Origin of the sequence: Pseudomonas triclosanedens (assembly GCF_026686735.1) — a bacterium.
GTDB classification, from domain to species: domain Bacteria; phylum Pseudomonadota; class Gammaproteobacteria; order Pseudomonadales; family Pseudomonadaceae; genus Pseudomonas; species Pseudomonas triclosanedens.
In genome coordinates this window covers 977,916-995,331 of sequence record NZ_CP113432.1, presented here as the reverse complement: position 1 = coordinate 995,331, position 17,416 = coordinate 977,916, and the positions used below count along the sequence as shown (strand labels likewise).

Here is a 17,416-nt window from a genome sequence, read left to right as displayed (position 1 = left end):
CGCCCTGTTGCTGCTGGTCCTGCTGATGCTCGGCCTGCTGTTCTGGCAACTGAATCAGGAGTTCCGCAACCAGGAACGCTTCGAGCGCGAGCGGGTCATGCTGCACAGCGAGCAACTGGCCCAGCGCATGTCGCTGACCCTGCAGCTCAAGGCTCTGGCGGCCCAGGCGCTGATCCAGCAGCGCGACGACCGCGGCGAGGCCGAGGGCCAGGCGGCGCTGCTCACCGGCCTGCGCCGTATCTATCCGGCATTCCATAGCCTGCTCAGCCTGAGCGAGAGCGGTTTGCCGCTGCGGGATTCGGCCATCGGATTCAAGGACGCGGCATTCATCGCCACCCTGCGCCAGCGCGCCGGGCACCAGGACTATCACTACGCCTTCAGCGAAGAGAACGGCGGCGTTTTCTACGTCTGGCTGCGCGGCACCGGACCAGGCAAGGGCGACAGCGTGATTCGCCTCGACGAGAAGATTGCCCGCCAGGGCTGGGTCGCACAGATCCGCCCGAACGCGCCGCAATGGATTCTCGAAGACCGGCAGCGGCAGAAGGTCCTTGGCCGCTCCAGCGGTTCCCGCCCAGGCCCGCTCACCGCCGCCTCCCCGCTGGAGCAGGCGCAAAGCCTGGAGGGCCTGCCGATCCAGAATACCGACTGGCAATTGCGTCCACTGTTCGATGCCAAGCACGTACGCGCCACTCTGCTTCCGCGTCTGGGCGGCGAACTGGCGCTGCTCTTGCTGCTCGCCGGAGTGACTGGCGGTGCCCTGCTGCGCCTGCAGCGTGAACAACAGAACCTGCGCGCGCTGACCGCCGACTCCCAGCAACGCCTGCGCCAGGCCGCCCAGGCCCTGAGCGCCATCGATGAGCGAGTGCTGGTAACCCGCGCCGACGGCCGGCTCGCCTACCTCAACCCGCAGGCGGAGCAGTTGTTCGGCATCGACGCGGACAAAGCCTCCGAACACCACCTGCTGGAATTGCTGCCGGGCCTGGGCGCGCTGCTCAACGGCGACAGCACGCTATCCGAAAGCGGCAGTACCGAGCTGGTACGGGTCAACCAGACGGGGCAAGCCCGCTTGTTCGCCGTCAGCCGCCACTCGCTGGACGACAACCCAATCGCCCCGGACCTTCCGTGGGTGCTGCGAGGCAACCTGCCGCAGGGCGGCCAAGTCTGGGTGCTGCGCGACGTCACCGAAGAGCAGCAGGCGCTGCATATCCTCGAAGAAACCCGGCGGCGCTATCAGGACATCTTCGACGGCGTTGGCGTCGCCCTCTGCGTGCTCGACCTCGCGGGGCTCCGGCAGAGCCTGGTCGACCTCAACCTGCGTCGGCAGAACGACCTGAAATCGTGGATCGCCTCGCACCCCGAACACTTGCCGACTCTGCTGCGCCAGGTGCGCATCACCGAGATCAACAACGTCGCCAAGCGCCTGATGGGCGTCAGCACCACCGAACAGGCCTGGCAGGTGCTCATCGGCAGCGCCGGCATGCGCTCCGACGGCGTGCGCAGCAAAGTGCTCGACGCCGTGCTAGCCGGCCACGGCATGGTCGAACTGGAAGCCTGCATCCGTACCCGCCAGGGCGAGCAGCGCCACTTGTGGCTGCAACTGCGCGTGCCGGAGATGATTCAAGATTTCCACGCAGTCACCCTGAGCCTCTCCGACATCACCTCGCGCAAGCAGGTCGAACTGTCGCTGATCGAGCGCGAGAAGTTCTGGTCCGATGCAGTGCGCGCCGTACCCGACACTCTTTATATCCATGACATCGCCGCGCGGCGGGTGATCTTCAGCAACCACAACCTCGGCTATCAGCTCGGCTATGACAGCGACGAACTGCGTGCGATGGGCGAGCGCTTCTGGGAAAAGGTGCTGCACCCCGACGACGCCGAATACTACTGGCGCATCCGCAACCTGCAGCAGGTAGTGGGCGACGGTCTGCTGCTGGACAGCCAGTTGCGTTGGCGCCACCGCGACGGTAGCTGGCACTGGTTCGACATCCGCGAGCAGGCGCTGACTCGCGACGCCGCCGGGCGCGTGGCACGGTTGATCGGCGTGGCCAAGGACATCACCGACACCGTCGAGGCACACAACTCGCTACGCGAGAGTGGCCGGCGCTACCGGATGCTCGCCGAGAGCATCAGCGACGTGATCCTCTCCACCGACGCCCAGGTCAAGCCTGACTATGTCAGCCCGTCGATCCAGCAGGTCTTCGGCTATAGCGCCGAATGGGTGCTGCAGAACGGGTTCCAGCAGGTCGCCGCCAACCCGGCTCAACTGGAACGCCTGAATGCGCTGCTGGAGCGGGTGCACGACGCGATCGGCGAACCCAAGCGGCTCGCCGAGCTACGCGCGAACACCGCGCCGCAACTGTTCGCCCTCGACTGCATCCATGCAGACGGCCACAAGATTCCAGTGGAGCTGCGCATCGCCCTGATGTGGGACGACCACGGGCGCTTCGAGGGGCTGCTCGGTGTCGCCCGCGACATCAGCCAGCAACGCCGCGCCGAGCGCGAGATGCGCATGGCCGCGACGGTATTCGAGCACTCCACGGCGGCGATCATGGTCACCGACCCGGCCGGCTACATCGTACAGATCAACGATTCCTTCACCCGCCTCACCGGCTACACGGCCAACGAGGTGTTGGACCAGTTGCCGCGCCTGCTGACCGCCGACCGCCAGGAGGCCAACCAGCTCAAGCATGTGCTGGACAGCCTGCGCAAGAGCGGCAGCTGGGAAGGAGAGATACTGCAGAAGCGCAAGAGCGGCGAGCTGTACCCATCGTGGGTCGGCATTACCGCGGTACACGACGAGGAAGGCGACCTGGTCAGCTTCGTCTGCTTCTTCAGCGACATCAGCGAACGCAAGGCCAGCGAGCGGCGCATCCATCGCCTGGCCTACTACGATGCACTGACCCACCTGCCCAACCGCACGCTGTTCCAGGACCGCCTGCACACCGCGCTGCTGCAGGCCGAACGGCATCAGCAGTGGGTGGTGCTGATGTTCCTCGACCTCGACCGCTTCAAGCCCATCAACGACTCGCTGGGCCACGCCGCCGGCGACCGCATGCTCAAGGAAGTCGCCGAGCGCCTGAGCCATTGCGTCAGCGACGACGATACCGTGGCGCGCATGGGCGGCGACGAATTCACCCTGCTGCTGCCTGGCCAGCGCGATCGTGAGAAGGCACTGAACCAGGCGATCCAGGTCGCCGAGCAGATTCTCGCCAGCCTGGCGCGCCCGTTCACTCTGGAAGGCCGCGAGTTCTTCGTCACCGCCAGCATCGGGGTGGCCCTCTCGCCGCAGGACGGCGCCGAGCTCAGCCAACTGATGAAGAACGCTGACACGGCGATGTATCACGCCAAGGAAATGGGCAAGAACAACTTCCAGTTCTACCAGGCCGAGATGAACGCCCGCGCACTGGAACGCCTGGAACTGGAAAGCGACCTGCGCCGCGCCATCGAGCAGCAGGAATTCGTCCTGCACTATCAGCCGCAGTTCACCGGCGACGGCCGCCGCCTGACCGGCGCCGAGGCACTGTTACGCTGGCAGCACCCCCGTCGCGGTCTGATTCCGCCCGCCGAGTTCATCCCGGTGCTGGAGGAACTGGGCCTGGTGGCCCAGGTCGGCGACTGGCTGCTGGAGCAGGCTTGCCTGCAACTCAAGACCTGGCACCGCGACAAAGTGCGGGTGCCGAAGATTTCCGTGAACCTGTCGGCCCGGCAGTTCGCCGACGGCCAGTTGGGCGAGCGCATTGCCGGCATTCTCAAGGACACCGGCATTCCACCGGCGTGCCTGGAACTGGAACTGACCGAAAGCATCCTGATGAGCGACGTTTCCCAGGCGATGCAGATACTTTCCGGGCTGAAACGCCTGGGCCTGGCCATCGCGGTGGACGACTTCGGCACCGGCTACTCGTCGCTCAACTACCTCAAGCAGTTCCCCATCGACGTGCTGAAGATCGACCGCAGCTTCGTCGACGGCCTGCCCCACGGCGAACAGGACGCGCAGATCGCCCGTGCCATCATCGCGATGGCCCACAGCCTGAACCTGATGGTGATCGCCGAGGGCGTGGAGAGCCAGGCGCAGCTGGACTTCCTGCGCGAACACGGCTGCGACGAGGTGCAGGGGTTCCTGTTCGGCCGCCCGGTGCCCGCCGAACAGTTCGCCGCGCTGTTCGCCAGCAACGCGATATTCCTGCTGGGCTGATCGCGCAAAGGCACGGAAACAATCTGACCGGCGACCTTTTTGCGGGATGGAGCGCTGCAATGCCCATACTGTCGCAATGCCGAGTCGATGGGTATCGCTTCGCTCCACGCCATCCTACGTCCAGCTCCTCCTGCACCTTCGGCAAGCGGCTCATCACGCCGCTTCGACCACTCGCCCTTCGCGCGATCCTGGCCTTGAACCCCGCTTGTCAGTCACATGACCGCCTTTCATGTGCCAGCACCGGCGCCTTGGGTTAGAATGCGCGCCTTTCCCCAGCACCCGATCCTTAAGAGGACCGCCATGTTCAGCCGTGATTTGACCCTCGCCCGCTACGATGCCGAACTCTTCGCCGCGATGGAGCAGGAAGCCCAGCGCCAGGAAGAGCACATCGAGCTCATCGCCTCCGAGAACTACACCAGCCCGGCGGTGATGGAAGCCCAGGGTTCGGTGCTGACCAACAAGTACGCCGAAGGCTATCCGGGCAAGCGCTACTACGGCGGTTGCGAATACGTCGACGTCGTCGAGCAACTGGCCATCGACCGCGCCAAGCAACTGTTCGGCGCCGACTACGCCAACGTCCAGCCGCACGCCGGTTCCCAGGCCAACGCCGCCGTCTACCTGGCCCTGCTGTCGGCCGGCGACACCATCCTCGGCATGAGCCTGGCCCACGGTGGCCACCTGACCCACGGCGCCAGCGTTTCCTCCTCCGGCAAGCTGTACAACGCCGTGCAGTACGGCATCACCGATGCCGGTCTGATCGACTACGACGAAGTCGAGCGCCTGGCCGTCGAGCACAAGCCGAAGATGATCGTCGCCGGCTTCTCCGCCTACTCCCAGGTCCTGGATTTCGCCCGCTTCCGCGCCATCGCCGACAAGATAGGTGCCTACCTGTTCGTCGATATGGCCCACGTTGCCGGCCTGGTTGCCGCTGGCGTCTACCCGAACCCGGTTCCGTTCGCAGACGTGGTCACCACCACCACCCACAAGACCCTGCGCGGCCCGCGCGGCGGCCTGATCCTCGCTCGCAAGAACGAAGAGATCGAGAAGAAGCTGAACTCCGCGGTCTTCCCGGGCGCCCAGGGCGGCCCGCTGGAGCACGTCATCGCCGCCAAGGCCGTGTGCTTCAAGGAAGCCCTGCAGCCTGAGTTCAAGGCCTATCAGCAGCAGGTCCTGAAGAACGCCCAGACGATGGCCAGCGTGTTCATCGAGCGCGGCTTCGACGTGGTTTCCGGCGGCACCCAGAACCACCTGTTCCTGCTGTCGCTGATCAAGCAGGACATCACCGGTAAGGATGCCGACGCCGCTCTGGGTCGTGCCTTCATCACCGTGAACAAGAACAGCGTACCGAACGACCCGCGTTCGCCGTTCGTCACCTCCGGCCTGCGCATCGGCACCCCCGCCGTGACCACCCGCGGCTTCAAGGAAGCCGAGTGCCGCGAACTGGCCGGCTGGATCTGCGACATCCTGACCAACATGGGCGACGAGTCCGTGGTGGACAGCGTGCGCGAGAAGGTCAAGGCCATCTGCGCCAAGTTCCCGGTATACGGCGCCTAAGCCGAATCCGCGGACCGCAATACGAAAAAGCCCGGCAGATGCCGGGCTTTTTCATTGGCTCAGCGCGCAGGCAAGTTCGCGACTGTGCTCCGGCGCCAGGCAATGTTGCTTCTCTTGGCGTCCGACAGGGTTCTGCTTGTCTATCAATTGCTGTTGCCGATGCACATAGATGCCTATAACGCCCAGAAGAATCGCCACGCTCGCCACCGCCAACAGCACGCGCGAGTGCCGACGCACTGGATCAAGGATCAATTCAGCACCGCGCGCCAGTAACTGCGTGCGCAGTGCCAGATGAATCAGCAGCAATAGAGCACTCGCCAGCACAAGGCTTGCCAGCCAGAACCCAGCTCCCTGCAGATCGCAAGCGTGAGCAATCAGCAGGCCGCCGCCAATGGCCGGCACACCATGTCGTAGCGGCCGGATTCCTGCACCGTATTGGTGCCAGCCCGGCGGCAAGTACCCACTCAACCGGTAATCCAGCTTTTTCAGGTCATGGCGCAGCGTGAGGTCATACAGCACCAGCAGCTTGTCGAGCCCCACGGCAAGGATCGTAGAGATCAGCGGTATGCCAACCAGCAATGCAGGATCGAATTTTCGCGGCTCCAGGCTGTAGACGAGGCCGTACATTAAGATGAAGCCAATCCACAGCAACTTCACTCGCGTCAGGATCGGCCCGCTTCGCGCCAGGTCGCGCCAGAACGTCTCGTCCAGTGGCGCCCCCGGAAGGCGGGGCAGTAACTGCGGATAGCGATGGACCAGGCTCGCGGCAACATCCCTGCTGCTCTCCTGTTCCTCCTTGGCAAAATCTCGGCTGAAACGACGCCTCTGGAAACGATCCCACGGCGCCAGCACCAAACGCGCCGCACGGCATTCGGGCGTCAGCTCCCAGCACTGCGCATCGGCGGAAATCCTCGAATAGAAGCGCTCCGCATCCCAGCGCTCGAGCAGCGCCCGCCACTGATGTTCGGGACAGCTTGCCTCCCGGGAGCCCTCGCGCCAGCCGAACACCTCGGCGATCGCATCAAGCGTTGCGCAGGACCAATAAGGCATCTCCAGCAGCATCGATACCACGGAGCCTTCCAGTAAGGCGCGACCGTCATAGCTCTGCAGCCAGGGCTGGTTGAGCAGCGACTTCAAGCCGTCGACCAACTCCAACGGCTCGCTGCGATTGTGCAGCGCTCGCATCTGGAGCAGATAGCTTTGCAGGATCTGCTCGTATAAAGGAAGCAGCTCCGCAGCTTTCAGACTTCGAGTCTCGCGTACCTCCAGCCAGCCGTATTCGGCGCAGGCGGCATCGCGCAGGATGGACTCCCATTCCTCCTTCAGGCACAGGCGCAGCACACCACGCTCAAACTCCACTGCCACTCCAGCCGCTTCAGCCTGCAAGCGACGTTCAGTGAGCAGCGAGGGGCGCAGTTCCGTGAGCAGCTCGGCCAGCTGACGAGGGCGATGATCGATCGCAGCCACCGGCACGGCAGATTCCGTCAGCGGCTGCACAGCCTGCGCTACATCGGCGGTTTCGGCAGCAGCAACCAGCGCCTCGACCGCTTCCCCTTCCGCGTCTGTCCGCCATTGCGCCAGGCGCAGCGCCTGTTCATAGGCTTCACGCAGCGCCTGGAAGGCGACCGGGTCTTCATCGGGACGAGTGGTCTTCAGCAGGCGGGCATAGTGGCGCTTGATCGTGCGTTCATCCGCCCCGGCATCGAGACCGAGAATCTCCCAGCAGTTCATGGGGTCCTTCCTTTTATTGCCAGGGCGAGCCTTCCAGCTCGTCGAGTCGCTGTGCGATCTCCACCCGCATCTGCTCGATGCGTTGCAGATCCTGGGTCGCGAGCACTTGCTGGAAACTGCCAGCCATATTGCCGAGCATTTCCCGCAGCTCGCCCAGATGCTCCTGGTAGAGCCGCTCCAGGCGCGCCAGCAGCGTTGTATTGGCCATCTGCTCGCGCGGATGGACCTTCAGCTCCGCCAGTTCCGCCAGCCGCCGGCGCACTTCCTCCGGCGCCAGCACACCAGGGTTCTTCTCGATCACCAGATGGTGCAGCTCGCCGGTTGCCGGGACCTTTACCTCGGCCTCGAGGATGCCGTTGTTGTCGTAGGTGAAGCGCACATCCAGCTCCACCTCGCCCGCTGGCCGGGGCGGCACGGGAATGCTGAGCTCGCCCAGGGCAATGTTGTCCTTCACCAGGCGGCTTTCGCCCTGGAACACCTTGAGCAGCACATGGGTCTGGTTGTCGTGCAGCGTCTGGATGGTCTTCACCCGGCTGATCGGCACCACACAATTGCGCTCTATGATCGGCAGGTAATGACCGCCTTCGTACACCCGGCCGAATTGTTCGGTGGTCTCGATGCCCAGGGTATAGGGGCAGACATCGGTGAGCACCACCTCTTCCAGCGCCTCAGCACGCTGCTTGAGCGCCGCCTGCACGGCGGCACCCAGGGCCACCACTTCGTCGGGGTTGATGTGCATGGAGGGAAAACGTCCGAACAGCACGGCGGCCAGCTTGCGGACCAGGGGCATCCGCGTGGTGCCGCCAACCAACAGTATCTCGTCGAGATCGGCCACACGAATGCGTGCATCGCGCAGGGCTCGCTCGATGGGGACGCGCAGCCGCTCAAGCAAGGGGGTAGCGACTCTCTGCAGCTCATCCTGGCTGATCGTCAGCTCCCACTGCCGCCCCGCATGGCTGAAGCTGAAGCTGGTAGCGGCTTCCTGGCCGAGCGCCTGGCGCACGCGCTCAGCCTCCCGGCGCAGGCGATTGCGCAGGCCGGGCGAGTCGAAGTCGGGAGTGGCCTTCTCCTGTCGCAGGCTGGAAATGAAGTGCTGCACCAGCGCGGCATCGAAGTCCTCGCCGCCAAGGAAGTTGTCGCCGGCACTGGCACGAACCTCCATCACGCCTTCGAAGAGCTCAAGGATCGAGACGTCGAAGGTGCCGCCGCCCAGGTCAAAGACGAGGAAGGAGGTTTCCCGGTCCTTCTGATGGACCCCATAGGCCAAGGCAGCGGCTGTCGGCTCGTTGACCAGCTTCTCGACCTTAAGCCCGGCCAGCTCACCGGCGATACGTGTGGCCTTGCGCTGGGCATCGCTGAAGTAGGCCGGCACGCTGATCACCGCTTCCGTCACGGGCTCACCGAACGCTCGCTCGACATCGTCCTTGAGACTGCGCAGCACCAGCGCGGAGAGTTCCTCGGGGCGGAACTTGCGAGTGCCGAGGCTGATCTCGCGGGCGCTGCCCATGTGACGCTTGAACAGCGCTGCAGTCAGTTGCGGGTGCGTCTGCAGGCGCTCCCGAGCGGCCTGCCCGACCAGAACCCGACCTTGCTCGTCCAGGCTCACCACGCTGGGGGTAATTACGTCGCCCAGGGCGTTGGGCACCAACTGCGGCGCAGCATTGCGCCAAACCGCGACGAGGCTGTTGGTCGTACCGAGGTCGATGCCGACTATCACGCTGGCGCTCTCCTTGCTGGGCATGGCGAACCCTGTCGCCTCGCTGCCCGAACCATCGGAATGTAACGCCGCTATTACAGCGATTCGCCCCTGGCGGGTAAAGCCCAACGAGTTCGCATCAAGGCTGCCCGCCAGACTTCTGCTCCGGTTGCACCGGTTTGTTGCGCAGTGCATTGAGCTGGCGCACCAGCGTTTCGGCTTCCTGACGGCTGGCGAACCCCGTCAGCAGTACACGCCCGTCGTCCACCGGGCGGTCTACCTTCGGCATCAGTTTCAGTTGCCCATCGATCACCACAGCCAGGGCCTTGCCCTGTTCCGCTCGGGTCAGGCGTGCCAGGCGCTGGCTGGCATCGGGGCTGAACTGCACCTGCACGGCCGGCTCGCCGCCAGCGACGCTGGCCAACTCGGCCCGCTGTACGTCGCGCTGGGTCAGTTCCGGGCGAGTCGCCACCAGCACCGCCTGGCCCTGCGGATCGGCCAGCGTGCGGGTACTGGCCGACGGGCGTTCGGCCAGGGCGTGGACATCGAAGCTGTGCTGCGGCGGCGCGACCGGGCCGCCAGCGCAGGCGCTCAACAGAGCGGCAAGAAGCAGGGGTATCGAAGGTTTCATCGGTGTGGACAAGGTTTCGGCCGCCACGGCCGTGGGTAGATGCAGGGTTGGACAGCATAAATGCAGGAAGGATTGCATCCATTGATCTGCACTTGGCGTCTACGCTTCCTACGGACGGTTGCTGTCCGTCTGGTCAGAAATACTCCGACTCCGGGCAAGCTGGTATCATGCGCGCCTTTTTGCCGGCCACAAGAAAAGTGCACGCTCCAAGTGGGCATGTGCTTTGCTTTTCCCGGCCAGAACGATAACGGCGCATCACGCGTCACGGGGAGCCAAACATGCTGGAAAAGCTGTTCCAACTCAAGGCGCACAATACCAATGTGCGCACCGAGATCCTGGCGGGTATCACCACCTTCCTGACCATGGCGTACATCCTGTTCGTCAACCCGAGCATCCTCGGCGAGACCGGCATGGATAAAGGCGCGATCTTCGTCGCCACCTGCCTGGCTGCCGCCATCGGATCGGCTGTCATGGGCCTGATCGCCAACTACCCGATTGCCCTGGCTCCCGGCATGGGCCTGAACGCCTTCTTCACCTACACCGTAGTCCTGCACATGGGACACACCTGGCAGGTGGCCCTCGGCGCGGTATTCCTCTCCGCGTGCATGTTCTTCATCATTTCGATCTTCCGCATCCGCGAGTGGATCATCAACAGCATCCCCCTGGCCCTGCGCTCGGCGATCGCCGCCGGTATTGGCCTGTTCCTGGCGCTGATCGCACTGAAGGAGTCGGGTATCGTCGTCGCCAACCAGGCAACCCTGGTCGGCATGGGCGACCTGGCCAAGCCCGCGCCTCTGCTGGCGATTCTCGGCTTCATCCTGATCGTCGCCCTGGAAGCCCGGCGCGTGACCGGCGCGGTGATGATCGGCATCCTGGTGGTGACCTTCATTTCCATCGCCATCGGCGTCTCCCAATTCGGTGGCGTGGTGTCGATGCCGCCGTCCCTGGCGCCGACCTTCCTGCAGTTGGATATCAAGGGCGCGCTGGATATCGGCCTGTTCAGCGTGATCTTCGCCTTCCTCTTCGTCGACCTGTTCGACAACTCCGGCACCCTCATCGGCGTGGCCAAGCGCGCCGGCCTGATGGGCAAGGACGGGCACATGCCGAAGATGGGCCGTGCCCTGATCGCCGACAGCTCCGCCGCCATGGTCGGCTCGCTGCTGGGCACCTCCACCACCACCAGCTACATCGAGTCGGCGGCGGGCGTTTCCGCCGGCGGTCGTACCGGTCTGACCGCCATCGTGGTCGCCGTGCTGTTCCTGCTGGCGCTGTTCTTCGCCCCGCTGGCGGGCAACGTGCCGGCTTTCGCCACCGCGCCCGCGCTGTTCTTCGTCGCCGTGCTGATGGCCTCGGGCCTGGCCGAGATCGACTGGGACGATCTGACCGTCGCCGCCCCGGTGGTGGTAACCGCCCTGGCCATGCCGCTGACCTTCTCCATCGCCAACGGCATCGCCTTCGGCTTCATCACCTGGACCGCCTGCAAGCTGTTGTCCGGCCGCTTCCGCGAACTGAACCCGGCGCTGGTCATCCTGTCGATCCTCTTCGTGATCAAGCTGGGCTGGTTCAACGCTTGAGTTAAGGGGGCTGCTGCGCGTCGGCCATACTGCGTTGCCAGGTCAATCCGGAATGCTCATTTACAGTCGTAAACTCCGCTTCCGAATCGACCTGGCGCCTTGTCTGACCTAGCTCGCACGCCCCGATGGTTTCGACTTGTCCTTAGATGAAAAGCGGTCCGGCAAGTCCGGATCCTTTGAAGAGTTTTCCCATGAGCAGTCCGCGTTTCGATCCCTCCCAATACGACAGCCAACTGGCCGACAAGGCCGCGCGCCTGCGCGAGCTGCTGGCGCCCTTCGCCGCGCCTGAGCCGGAGGTGTTCGACTCGCCGCGCGAGCACTACCGCCTGCGCGCCGAGTTCCGCCTGTGGCGGGAAGGCGACGCGCGTCATTACGCAATGTTCGAGCAGGGCGACAAGCACACCCCGATCCTGATCGAAGACTTCCCCATCGCCAGCCGGCGCATCAACGAGCTGATGCCGCGCCTGAAGGCCGCCTGGGCGGAGCCGACGCTGGGGCACAAGCTGTTCCAGGTGGAATTCCTCACCACCCTGGCGGGCGACGCGCTGATCACCCTCTGCTACCACCGCCCGGTTGACGCTGCCTGGCAGGCTGCCGCCGAGAAGCTGGCTGGCGAACTGAGCGTGAGCATCGTCGGCCGCTCCCGCGGCAAGCGCCTGGTGGTTGGTCGCGACTATGTGAACGAGGAACTGACCATCGCCGGCCGCACCTTCCGCTACCGCCAGCCGGAGGGCGCCTTCACCCAGCCCAACGGCGAGGTCTGCCAGAAGATGCTCAACTGGGCTTACGAAGCCTTGGGCCAGCGCGACGACGACCTGCTGGAGCTGTACTGCGGCAACGGCAACTTCACCCTGCCGCTGGCCACCCGCGTGCGCAAGGTACTGGCCACCGAGATCAGCAAGACCTCGGTGAACGCCGCCCTGGCGAACCTCGCCGACAACGCCGTGGACAACGTCACCCTGGTGCGTCTCTCCGCCGAGGAGCTGACCCAGGCGCTCAACGAAGTGCGCCCGTTCCGCCGCCTGGCCGATGTCGACCTGAAGTCCTACGCGTTCGGCAGCGTGTTCGTCGACCCGCCGCGCGCCGGCATGGACCCGGACACCTGCGAACTGACCCGGCGCTTCGACAACATCCTGTACATCTCCTGCAACCCGGAGACCCTGGCGCAGAACATCGCCCAACTACACGACACCCACCAGGTCAGTCGCTGCGCACTGTTCGACCAGTTCCCCTACACGCACCACATGGAAGCCGGCGTGCTGCTGACCCGCCGCTGAATGCGCCACGCCCAACCGAGAGTTGGGCGGCAGGCGCCGCGCAAAGGGCTAGTCTGGTGGGACAATGACAAGAGTACCGTCCATGTCCCGCCTGACCTCACCTCTGTTTCTATCCGCGCTGTTTCTCCTGCTGGCCGGTTGCGCCAGCGATCCCGACAATATCAGCGTCTCGCCGAACGCCGACGGCCACCAGAGCACCTTCTTTATCCAGGCCGTGCGCGCGCTGGGGCACCGCGAAGACCTCGAAGGCCGCTTCGACCTGGCCGTACGCCGGGCGCTGGAGGCCAAGGGCTATCGTTTTCAGGATCGTTCAGGGGAGTTGCGGGTGATCTACGCAGTCGGCCTGGATACCCAGACCAGCGTGATCCAGCGGCCGGTTTCCACCGAGGCAGGTGTGGTCACCCAGACGCAGATCGCAGACTCCGAGCAGGCCCGGGTAGCCCTTAGGATCATCGACGAAGCGTCGGGCGAAGTGCTTTTCCAGGCCTTGGTAGCGCGTCATTTGCACGACCCGTCACTGAACCAGCAAGCTTTCGACGAGGGCATCGCCCGACTGCTCAAGGACTTTCCACCCCGCGCGGGGCGCTGAGGGTCAACTGTAGTTGGACGGCGACTTGCGGACGAACTTGATGCTGTACTTGAAGTCCGCCTTGCGCGTGACGCTGATGGCGCGGCGGGTAACGGTATCGATGGTGACGTTCCAGTAGCCGGTGCTGGGCACCTTGATCTTCGCCGGGAAGCGGTCGAACGCGCCGCCGTGGTAGGAGTGCCGGCCGCCGTTCTTGAAGCTGCGGAAGTTGGCGTCGGTCATCAGGCGGATATTGCAGGTCATGGAGCATTCGATGACCACCAGATCGCCTTCGTTCAGGTGTTCACGTTGATGTACGAACTTCATCTTCAGCTCCGCGCCGGTTTTTCCGCAAAATCAATACGATAGCACGTCGCGCCGGGTACTTCGGCATTGCCGGCGTCCAAAGTGCCCCGCTTGTCAGAAGAGACAGCGCCGCTTGCAGGCGATCACCGCGCACCAGCCCCGCCGGCAAGGACGGCGACGCAGAAAGGCGCGCTGAACCATGCGCCTGCCGCATGGCCATCTCCGCTGGATACGGACAAGACGTACTCGGGCCATCCCGCATTTCACGCCCAGCCGGGATACTTTAAAAAACAGTGAATTGGCATCACGGCTTCAACAGAGGCCGAACCAACTCAGGACGCGCACTCATAGGCCTTCGAAATCCGCGCGTTGCTGTTCCGGCTCATCCACCACCCGCTGCGCTGCCGCCAGCGAGCGTACCCGTGACTGCCGCTCCAGCCAGTAGAGAGCGAAGATCGCCAGCGCGGAAATCACGCCTCGGTAGATCACTCCGGCGAGTTGGGCATCCACGTCCATGCCGCCTTCGGTCCAGGCGATCAGCAGGCGCGACAGGGTCAGCGTCAACTGCACCAGAATTACCAGAATCAGCGCCGGACGCACCAGCAGCCGACGGCGCAGGGCGAATACGAGGAACAGCGCAAGAGCGAACTGGTGTCCGCCGTAGAACACCCGGGCATCGCTCACCGAGGACGGCTCCATCAGCAACATGCCGCTGAGGTTGGCCATTTCGTAGGGACGAATCCAGTAGAGCAGCCCCAGACCACCCCAGACCAGCGCCTGAACCAGCAGGACGAGACGGGCGAATAGCATCCGATTTCTCCTTGGCAGCAGCCATTGCCGAGCGTCCACCGCTGCGACCCAGTGCCGCGGACGCACCACCGATCAGCTAGAGACTCCGGCTGGCGCGGCAAGTTCGCTGGCGTCGTCATATATGGAAACAGGTCGCCGATGGGGAGGCCGCAGCAACCGGGAGTATCCTGCGTTTCGTCTGGATTCCGAGGTTTCCCCAATGCGTACCCTGCTTCTGCTCACCGCCCTCGTCGCCGGCGCCGCCCAGGCCGCCGAGCCGCTGACCATCGACGTGCACCGCGACGCCAATTGCAGTTGCTGCAAGGACTGGATCAAGCATCTGGAAAATAACGGCTTCGCCGTCAACGACCATGTCGAAGCCGACATGAGCGCGGTGAAGACCCGTCTGGGCGTGCCCTACAGCATGGGTTCGTGCCATACCGGAGTGATCGATGGCAAGTTCGTCGAGGGCCACGTACCGGCCGCCGACGTGCTCAAGCTACGCGAACGCGCGGACCTTGCAGGCGCCGCGGTGCCAGGCATGCCGGTCGGTTCGCCGGGCATGGAGATGGGCGACCGCCACGACGCCTACCAGGTAGTAGGTCTGACCAAGACCGGCAAGCGCGAAGTGCTGGCGGACTATCCGGCCCACTGAGACGTTCCTCGCCCCGGCGTTCCCGGGTTGGCGATGCGGTGCTCTCCAGGTTCCCGCGGCCAGCCCTGCGGAGCGCCGGGAACGAGGGGCTCCACATACGAAAAAGGGGCGACCGGCAGGCCGCCCCTTTTCATTCGTCGCCCGGACTATTCGGCCGGCTTGGCCGGCAGCAGCCCGTCGGCGCGGAACATCGCCTTGATACCACGCACCGCCTGGCGCAGGCGGTCGCGGTTCTCGATCAGGGCGAAGCGCACATGGTCGTCGCCGTAGTCGCCGAAGCCGATGCCCGGCGATACCGAAACCTTGGCGTCCTGCAGCAGCTTCTTGGCGAACTCCAGCGATCCCAGGTGCGCGTAAGGCTCGGGAATCTTCGCCCAGATGTACATGGACGCCTTCGGGTTCTCCACCATCCAGCCGGCCTCGTGCAGCCCCTTCACCAGCACGTCGCGGCGCTTCTGGTACTGCTCGGCGATATCCCGAACGCACTGCTGGTCGCCTTCCAGCGCGGCAATGGCAGCCACTTGCAGCGGGGTGAAGGTGCCGTAGTCGTGGTAGCTCTTGATCCGCGCCAGAGCCGAGACCAGCTCCGGGTTACCGACCATGAAGCCGATGCGCCAGCCGGCCATGTTGTAGCTCTTGGACAGGGTGAAGAACTCCACCGCGATGTCCTTGGCGCCGGGCACCTGCATGATCGACGGCGCCTTCCAGCCATCGAAGGTGATGTCGGCGTAGGCCAGGTCATGCACTACCAGCACGTCGTAGCGCTTGGCCAGGTCGACCACGCGCTCGAAGAAGTCCAGTTCCACGCACTGCGCGGTCGGGTTGGAGGGGAAGCCGAGAATCATCATCTTCGGCTTGGGAATGGATTCGCGGATCGCCCGCTCCAGCTCGTTGAAGAAGTCGATCCCCGGAACCAGCGGGACCGAGCGCACCTGGGCGCCGGCGATCACTGCACCGTAGATGTGGATCGGATAGCTGGGGTTGGGCACGAGGATGGTATCGCCGTGGTCCAGGGTCGCCAGCATCAGGTGGGCCAGGCCTTCCTTGGAGCCGATGGTGACGATGGCCTCGGTTTCCGGATCGATCTCAACGTCGTAGCGGTCGCGGTACCAGTGCGAGATGGCGCGGCGTAGGCGCGGAATGCCACGGGAGGTGGAGTAGCCGTGGGTGTCCTCGCGCTGGGCGACCTGGCAGAGCTTCTCGACGATGTGTGGCGGCGTTGGCCCGTCCGGGTTTCCCATCGACAGGTCGATGATGTCCTCGCCACGACGGCGGGCGGCCATCTTCAATTCGGCGGTGATGTTGAAAACGTAGGGGGGCAGGCGATCGATGCGCGCAAAGCGACGAGCTGAACGGGGTTCAGTCATGGTTTCCTCTGAGTAACGTAGGCGCCCGGAACCGTCCGAGCGACGCCGGCCACTGCGGTGGCCTGGAAAGCACGGCACCCGCTCGGGGCCACGCTTTCTTGTCGGCGAACATATAGCTCGCTAGGCTGGCTGTCGAGTTTTTCTTATTGAAGCCGCTCAAGCGCGGCTCCCTGGAGTCCCATGTCCCTTCTTCAGTACTGGCAGCTCGACGTCTTCGCCGAACAGCCACTGACCGGCAACGGCCTGGCGGTGTTTCCCGATGCGCGCGGTCTCTCGGCGCAGTCCCAGCAAGCGCTGACCCAGGAACTGCGGCAGTTCGAATCGATCTTCCTGTTCCCGTCGGCGTCGCTGGACACCTATGCCGCGCGAATCTTCACCGTGGATGAGGAACTACCCTTCGCCGGCCACCCGGTGCTGGGCGCCGCCGCGCTGCTGCATCATCTGCATCAGCGCGGCGAAGAAGAGCGTTGGACCCTGCAACTGCCGGCCAAGGACGTACGCGTTGCGACGCGCCGCCGTGGTGCCGGCTTCCACGCCGAAATGAACCAGGGCAATGCCGATTTCGGCGCGGTGCTCGACGAGGAGGCGCGCCGCTGGTTCGCCGATGCGTTCTCGCTGGTGCCGGGCGACCTCGCCGACTACCCCGCAGCCGTGGTCAGCACCGGCTTGCCCTACCTGCTGCTACCGGTACGCGGCGAAGCCCTCGCCCGCGTGCGCCAGCGCACCGACCTGAGCTCCGAACTGGCAAAACTCAACGCCGCCTTCGTCTTCGTGCTGGATGTGGATAACCGCGAGGGCCGCACCTGGGACGGCGCCGGCGTGATCGAGGATGTCGCCACTGGCAGTGCGGCCGGCCCGGTCGCCGCCTATCTGGTGGAGTTGGGCAAGGCCCGTCGTGGCGAGCTGTTCCATCTTTCCCAGGGCCGCTTCGCCGGCCGCCCAAGCCGTCTCGATGTGCAGGTCGGGCAGGACGGCGAGGTCCGCGTCGGCGGTGACGTACAGTTGCTCGCCCGCGCCGAACTGCTGCACCGCCTGGCCTGACGACCGGGCTGGCGACGAAGGCCGCTGGCAGCAAC

General features: G+C 64.7%; 13 protein-coding genes. 7 read left to right on the top strand and 6 right to left on the bottom strand.

Annotated elements, in window-relative coordinates; translation table 11 throughout:
• Positions 1–25: 25 nt before the first annotated feature.
• Positions 26–4,192, top strand: coding sequence for an EAL domain-containing protein (locus OU419_RS04715; RefSeq protein WP_254471403.1), 4,167 nt, complete (start codon positions 26–28; stop codon positions 4,190–4,192).
• A 300-nt stretch (positions 4,193–4,492) separates the two neighbouring features.
• Positions 4,493–5,746, top strand: a complete 1,254-nt coding sequence (gene glyA, locus OU419_RS04710; protein WP_254471147.1) for a serine hydroxymethyltransferase — start codon at positions 4,493–4,495, stop codon at positions 5,744–5,746.
• A gap of 51 nt (positions 5,747–5,797) precedes the next feature.
• Here the strand turns inward: glyA and OU419_RS04705 are convergent, their stop codons facing one another.
• From OU419_RS04705 to OU419_RS04695, 3 genes are all read right to left on the bottom strand, one after another.
• Positions 5,798–7,477, bottom strand: coding sequence for a J domain-containing protein (locus OU419_RS04705; protein WP_254471148.1), 1,680 nt, complete (start codon positions 7,475–7,477; stop codon positions 5,798–5,800).
• Between the two features lie 13 nt (positions 7,478–7,490).
• Entirely contained in the window at positions 7,491–9,194 is a 1,704-nt protein-coding gene (locus OU419_RS04700; protein ID WP_254471404.1) for a molecular chaperone HscC, read from the bottom strand.
• 118 nt (positions 9,195–9,312) lie between these two features.
• Positions 9,313–9,804, bottom strand: coding sequence for a SecDF P1 head subdomain-containing protein (locus OU419_RS04695; protein WP_254471149.1), 492 nt, complete (start codon positions 9,802–9,804; stop codon positions 9,313–9,315).
• A gap of 278 nt (positions 9,805–10,082) precedes the next feature.
• Here OU419_RS04695 and OU419_RS04690 point away from each other — a divergent pair, with 278 nt between their 5' ends.
• The 3 genes from OU419_RS04690 (at position 10,083) to OU419_RS04680 (ending at position 13,244) form a co-directional block, all read left to right on the top strand.
• Positions 10,083–11,378, top strand: coding sequence for an NCS2 family permease (locus OU419_RS04690; protein WP_017521650.1), 1,296 nt, complete (start codon positions 10,083–10,085; stop codon positions 11,376–11,378).
• Positions 11,379–11,569: 191 nt separating this feature from the next.
• Entirely contained in the window at positions 11,570–12,655 is a 1,086-nt protein-coding gene (gene trmA / locus OU419_RS04685) for a tRNA (uridine(54)-C5)-methyltransferase TrmA (protein ID WP_254471150.1), read from the top strand.
• Between the two features lie 82 nt (positions 12,656–12,737).
• Complete coding sequence (locus OU419_RS04680; RefSeq protein ID WP_254471151.1) at positions 12,738–13,244, top strand: DUF4136 domain-containing protein; 507 nt, start codon at positions 12,738–12,740, stop codon at positions 13,242–13,244.
• 3 nt (positions 13,245–13,247) lie between these two features.
• On the opposite strand, the gene OU419_RS04675 is transcribed toward OU419_RS04680, so the two are convergent.
• Both OU419_RS04675 and OU419_RS04670 read right to left on the bottom strand, forming a co-directional pair.
• Positions 13,248–13,550, bottom strand: coding sequence for a DUF1883 domain-containing protein (locus OU419_RS04675; protein WP_254471152.1), 303 nt, complete (start codon positions 13,548–13,550; stop codon positions 13,248–13,250).
• A 324-nt stretch (positions 13,551–13,874) separates the two neighbouring features.
• A complete protein-coding gene (locus OU419_RS04670) occupies positions 13,875–14,339 on the bottom strand; it encodes a DUF4345 family protein (protein WP_254471153.1) in 465 nt (154 codons plus the stop codon).
• Positions 14,340–14,538: 199 nt separating this feature from the next.
• Here OU419_RS04670 and OU419_RS04665 point away from each other — a divergent pair, with 199 nt between their 5' ends.
• The gene (locus OU419_RS04665) at positions 14,539–14,973 is read left to right on the top strand and encodes a DUF411 domain-containing protein (protein ID WP_254471154.1); all 435 of its coding nucleotides are present in this window, start codon (positions 14,539–14,541) and stop codon (positions 14,971–14,973) included.
• Between the two features lie 146 nt (positions 14,974–15,119).
• Here OU419_RS04665 and alaC read toward each other — a convergent pair whose 3' ends face one another.
• Positions 15,120–16,340: an alanine transaminase gene (gene alaC / locus OU419_RS04660; protein WP_254471155.1), complete on the bottom strand. Its 1,221-nt coding sequence runs from the start codon at positions 16,338–16,340 to the stop codon at positions 15,120–15,122.
• A gap of 180 nt (positions 16,341–16,520) precedes the next feature.
• On the opposite strand from alaC, the gene OU419_RS04655 reads away from it, so the two are divergent.
• Positions 16,521–17,381, top strand: a complete 861-nt coding sequence (locus OU419_RS04655; RefSeq protein ID WP_254471156.1) for a PhzF family phenazine biosynthesis protein — start codon at positions 16,521–16,523, stop codon at positions 17,379–17,381.
• Positions 17,382–17,416: the final 35 nt, after the last annotated feature.

What these genes read in the sequence shown, in the direction of transcription:
- OU419_RS04715 (WP_254471403.1), top strand. Translation starts at nt 26, where the DNA reads ATGCTCGGCCTGCTGTTCTGGCAACTGAATCAGGAGTTCCGCAACCAG.
- OU419_RS04695 (WP_254471149.1), bottom strand. Translation starts at nt 9,804, where the DNA reads ATGAAACCTTCGATACCCCTGCTTCTTGCCGCTCTGTTGAGCGCCTGC.
- OU419_RS04680 (WP_254471151.1), top strand. Translation starts at nt 12,738, where the DNA reads ATGTCCCGCCTGACCTCACCTCTGTTTCTATCCGCGCTGTTTCTCCTG.
- trmA (WP_254471150.1), top strand. Translation starts at nt 11,570, where the DNA reads ATGAGCAGTCCGCGTTTCGATCCCTCCCAATACGACAGCCAACTGGCC.
- OU419_RS04670 (WP_254471153.1), bottom strand. Translation starts at nt 14,339, where the DNA reads ATGCTATTCGCCCGTCTCGTCCTGCTGGTTCAGGCGCTGGTCTGGGGT.
- OU419_RS04665 (WP_254471154.1), top strand. Translation starts at nt 14,539, where the DNA reads ATGCGTACCCTGCTTCTGCTCACCGCCCTCGTCGCCGGCGCCGCCCAG.
- OU419_RS04655 (WP_254471156.1), top strand. Translation starts at nt 16,521, where the DNA reads ATGTCCCTTCTTCAGTACTGGCAGCTCGACGTCTTCGCCGAACAGCCA.
- alaC (WP_254471155.1), bottom strand. Translation starts at nt 16,340, where the DNA reads ATGACTGAACCCCGTTCAGCTCGTCGCTTTGCGCGCATCGATCGCCTG.
- OU419_RS04690 (WP_017521650.1), top strand. Translation starts at nt 10,083, where the DNA reads ATGCTGGAAAAGCTGTTCCAACTCAAGGCGCACAATACCAATGTGCGC.
- glyA (WP_254471147.1), top strand. Translation starts at nt 4,493, where the DNA reads ATGTTCAGCCGTGATTTGACCCTCGCCCGCTACGATGCCGAACTCTTC.
- OU419_RS04675 (WP_254471152.1), bottom strand. Translation starts at nt 13,550, where the DNA reads ATGAAGTTCGTACATCAACGTGAACACCTGAACGAAGGCGATCTGGTG.
- OU419_RS04705 (WP_254471148.1), bottom strand. Translation starts at nt 7,477, where the DNA reads ATGAACTGCTGGGAGATTCTCGGTCTCGATGCCGGGGCGGATGAACGC.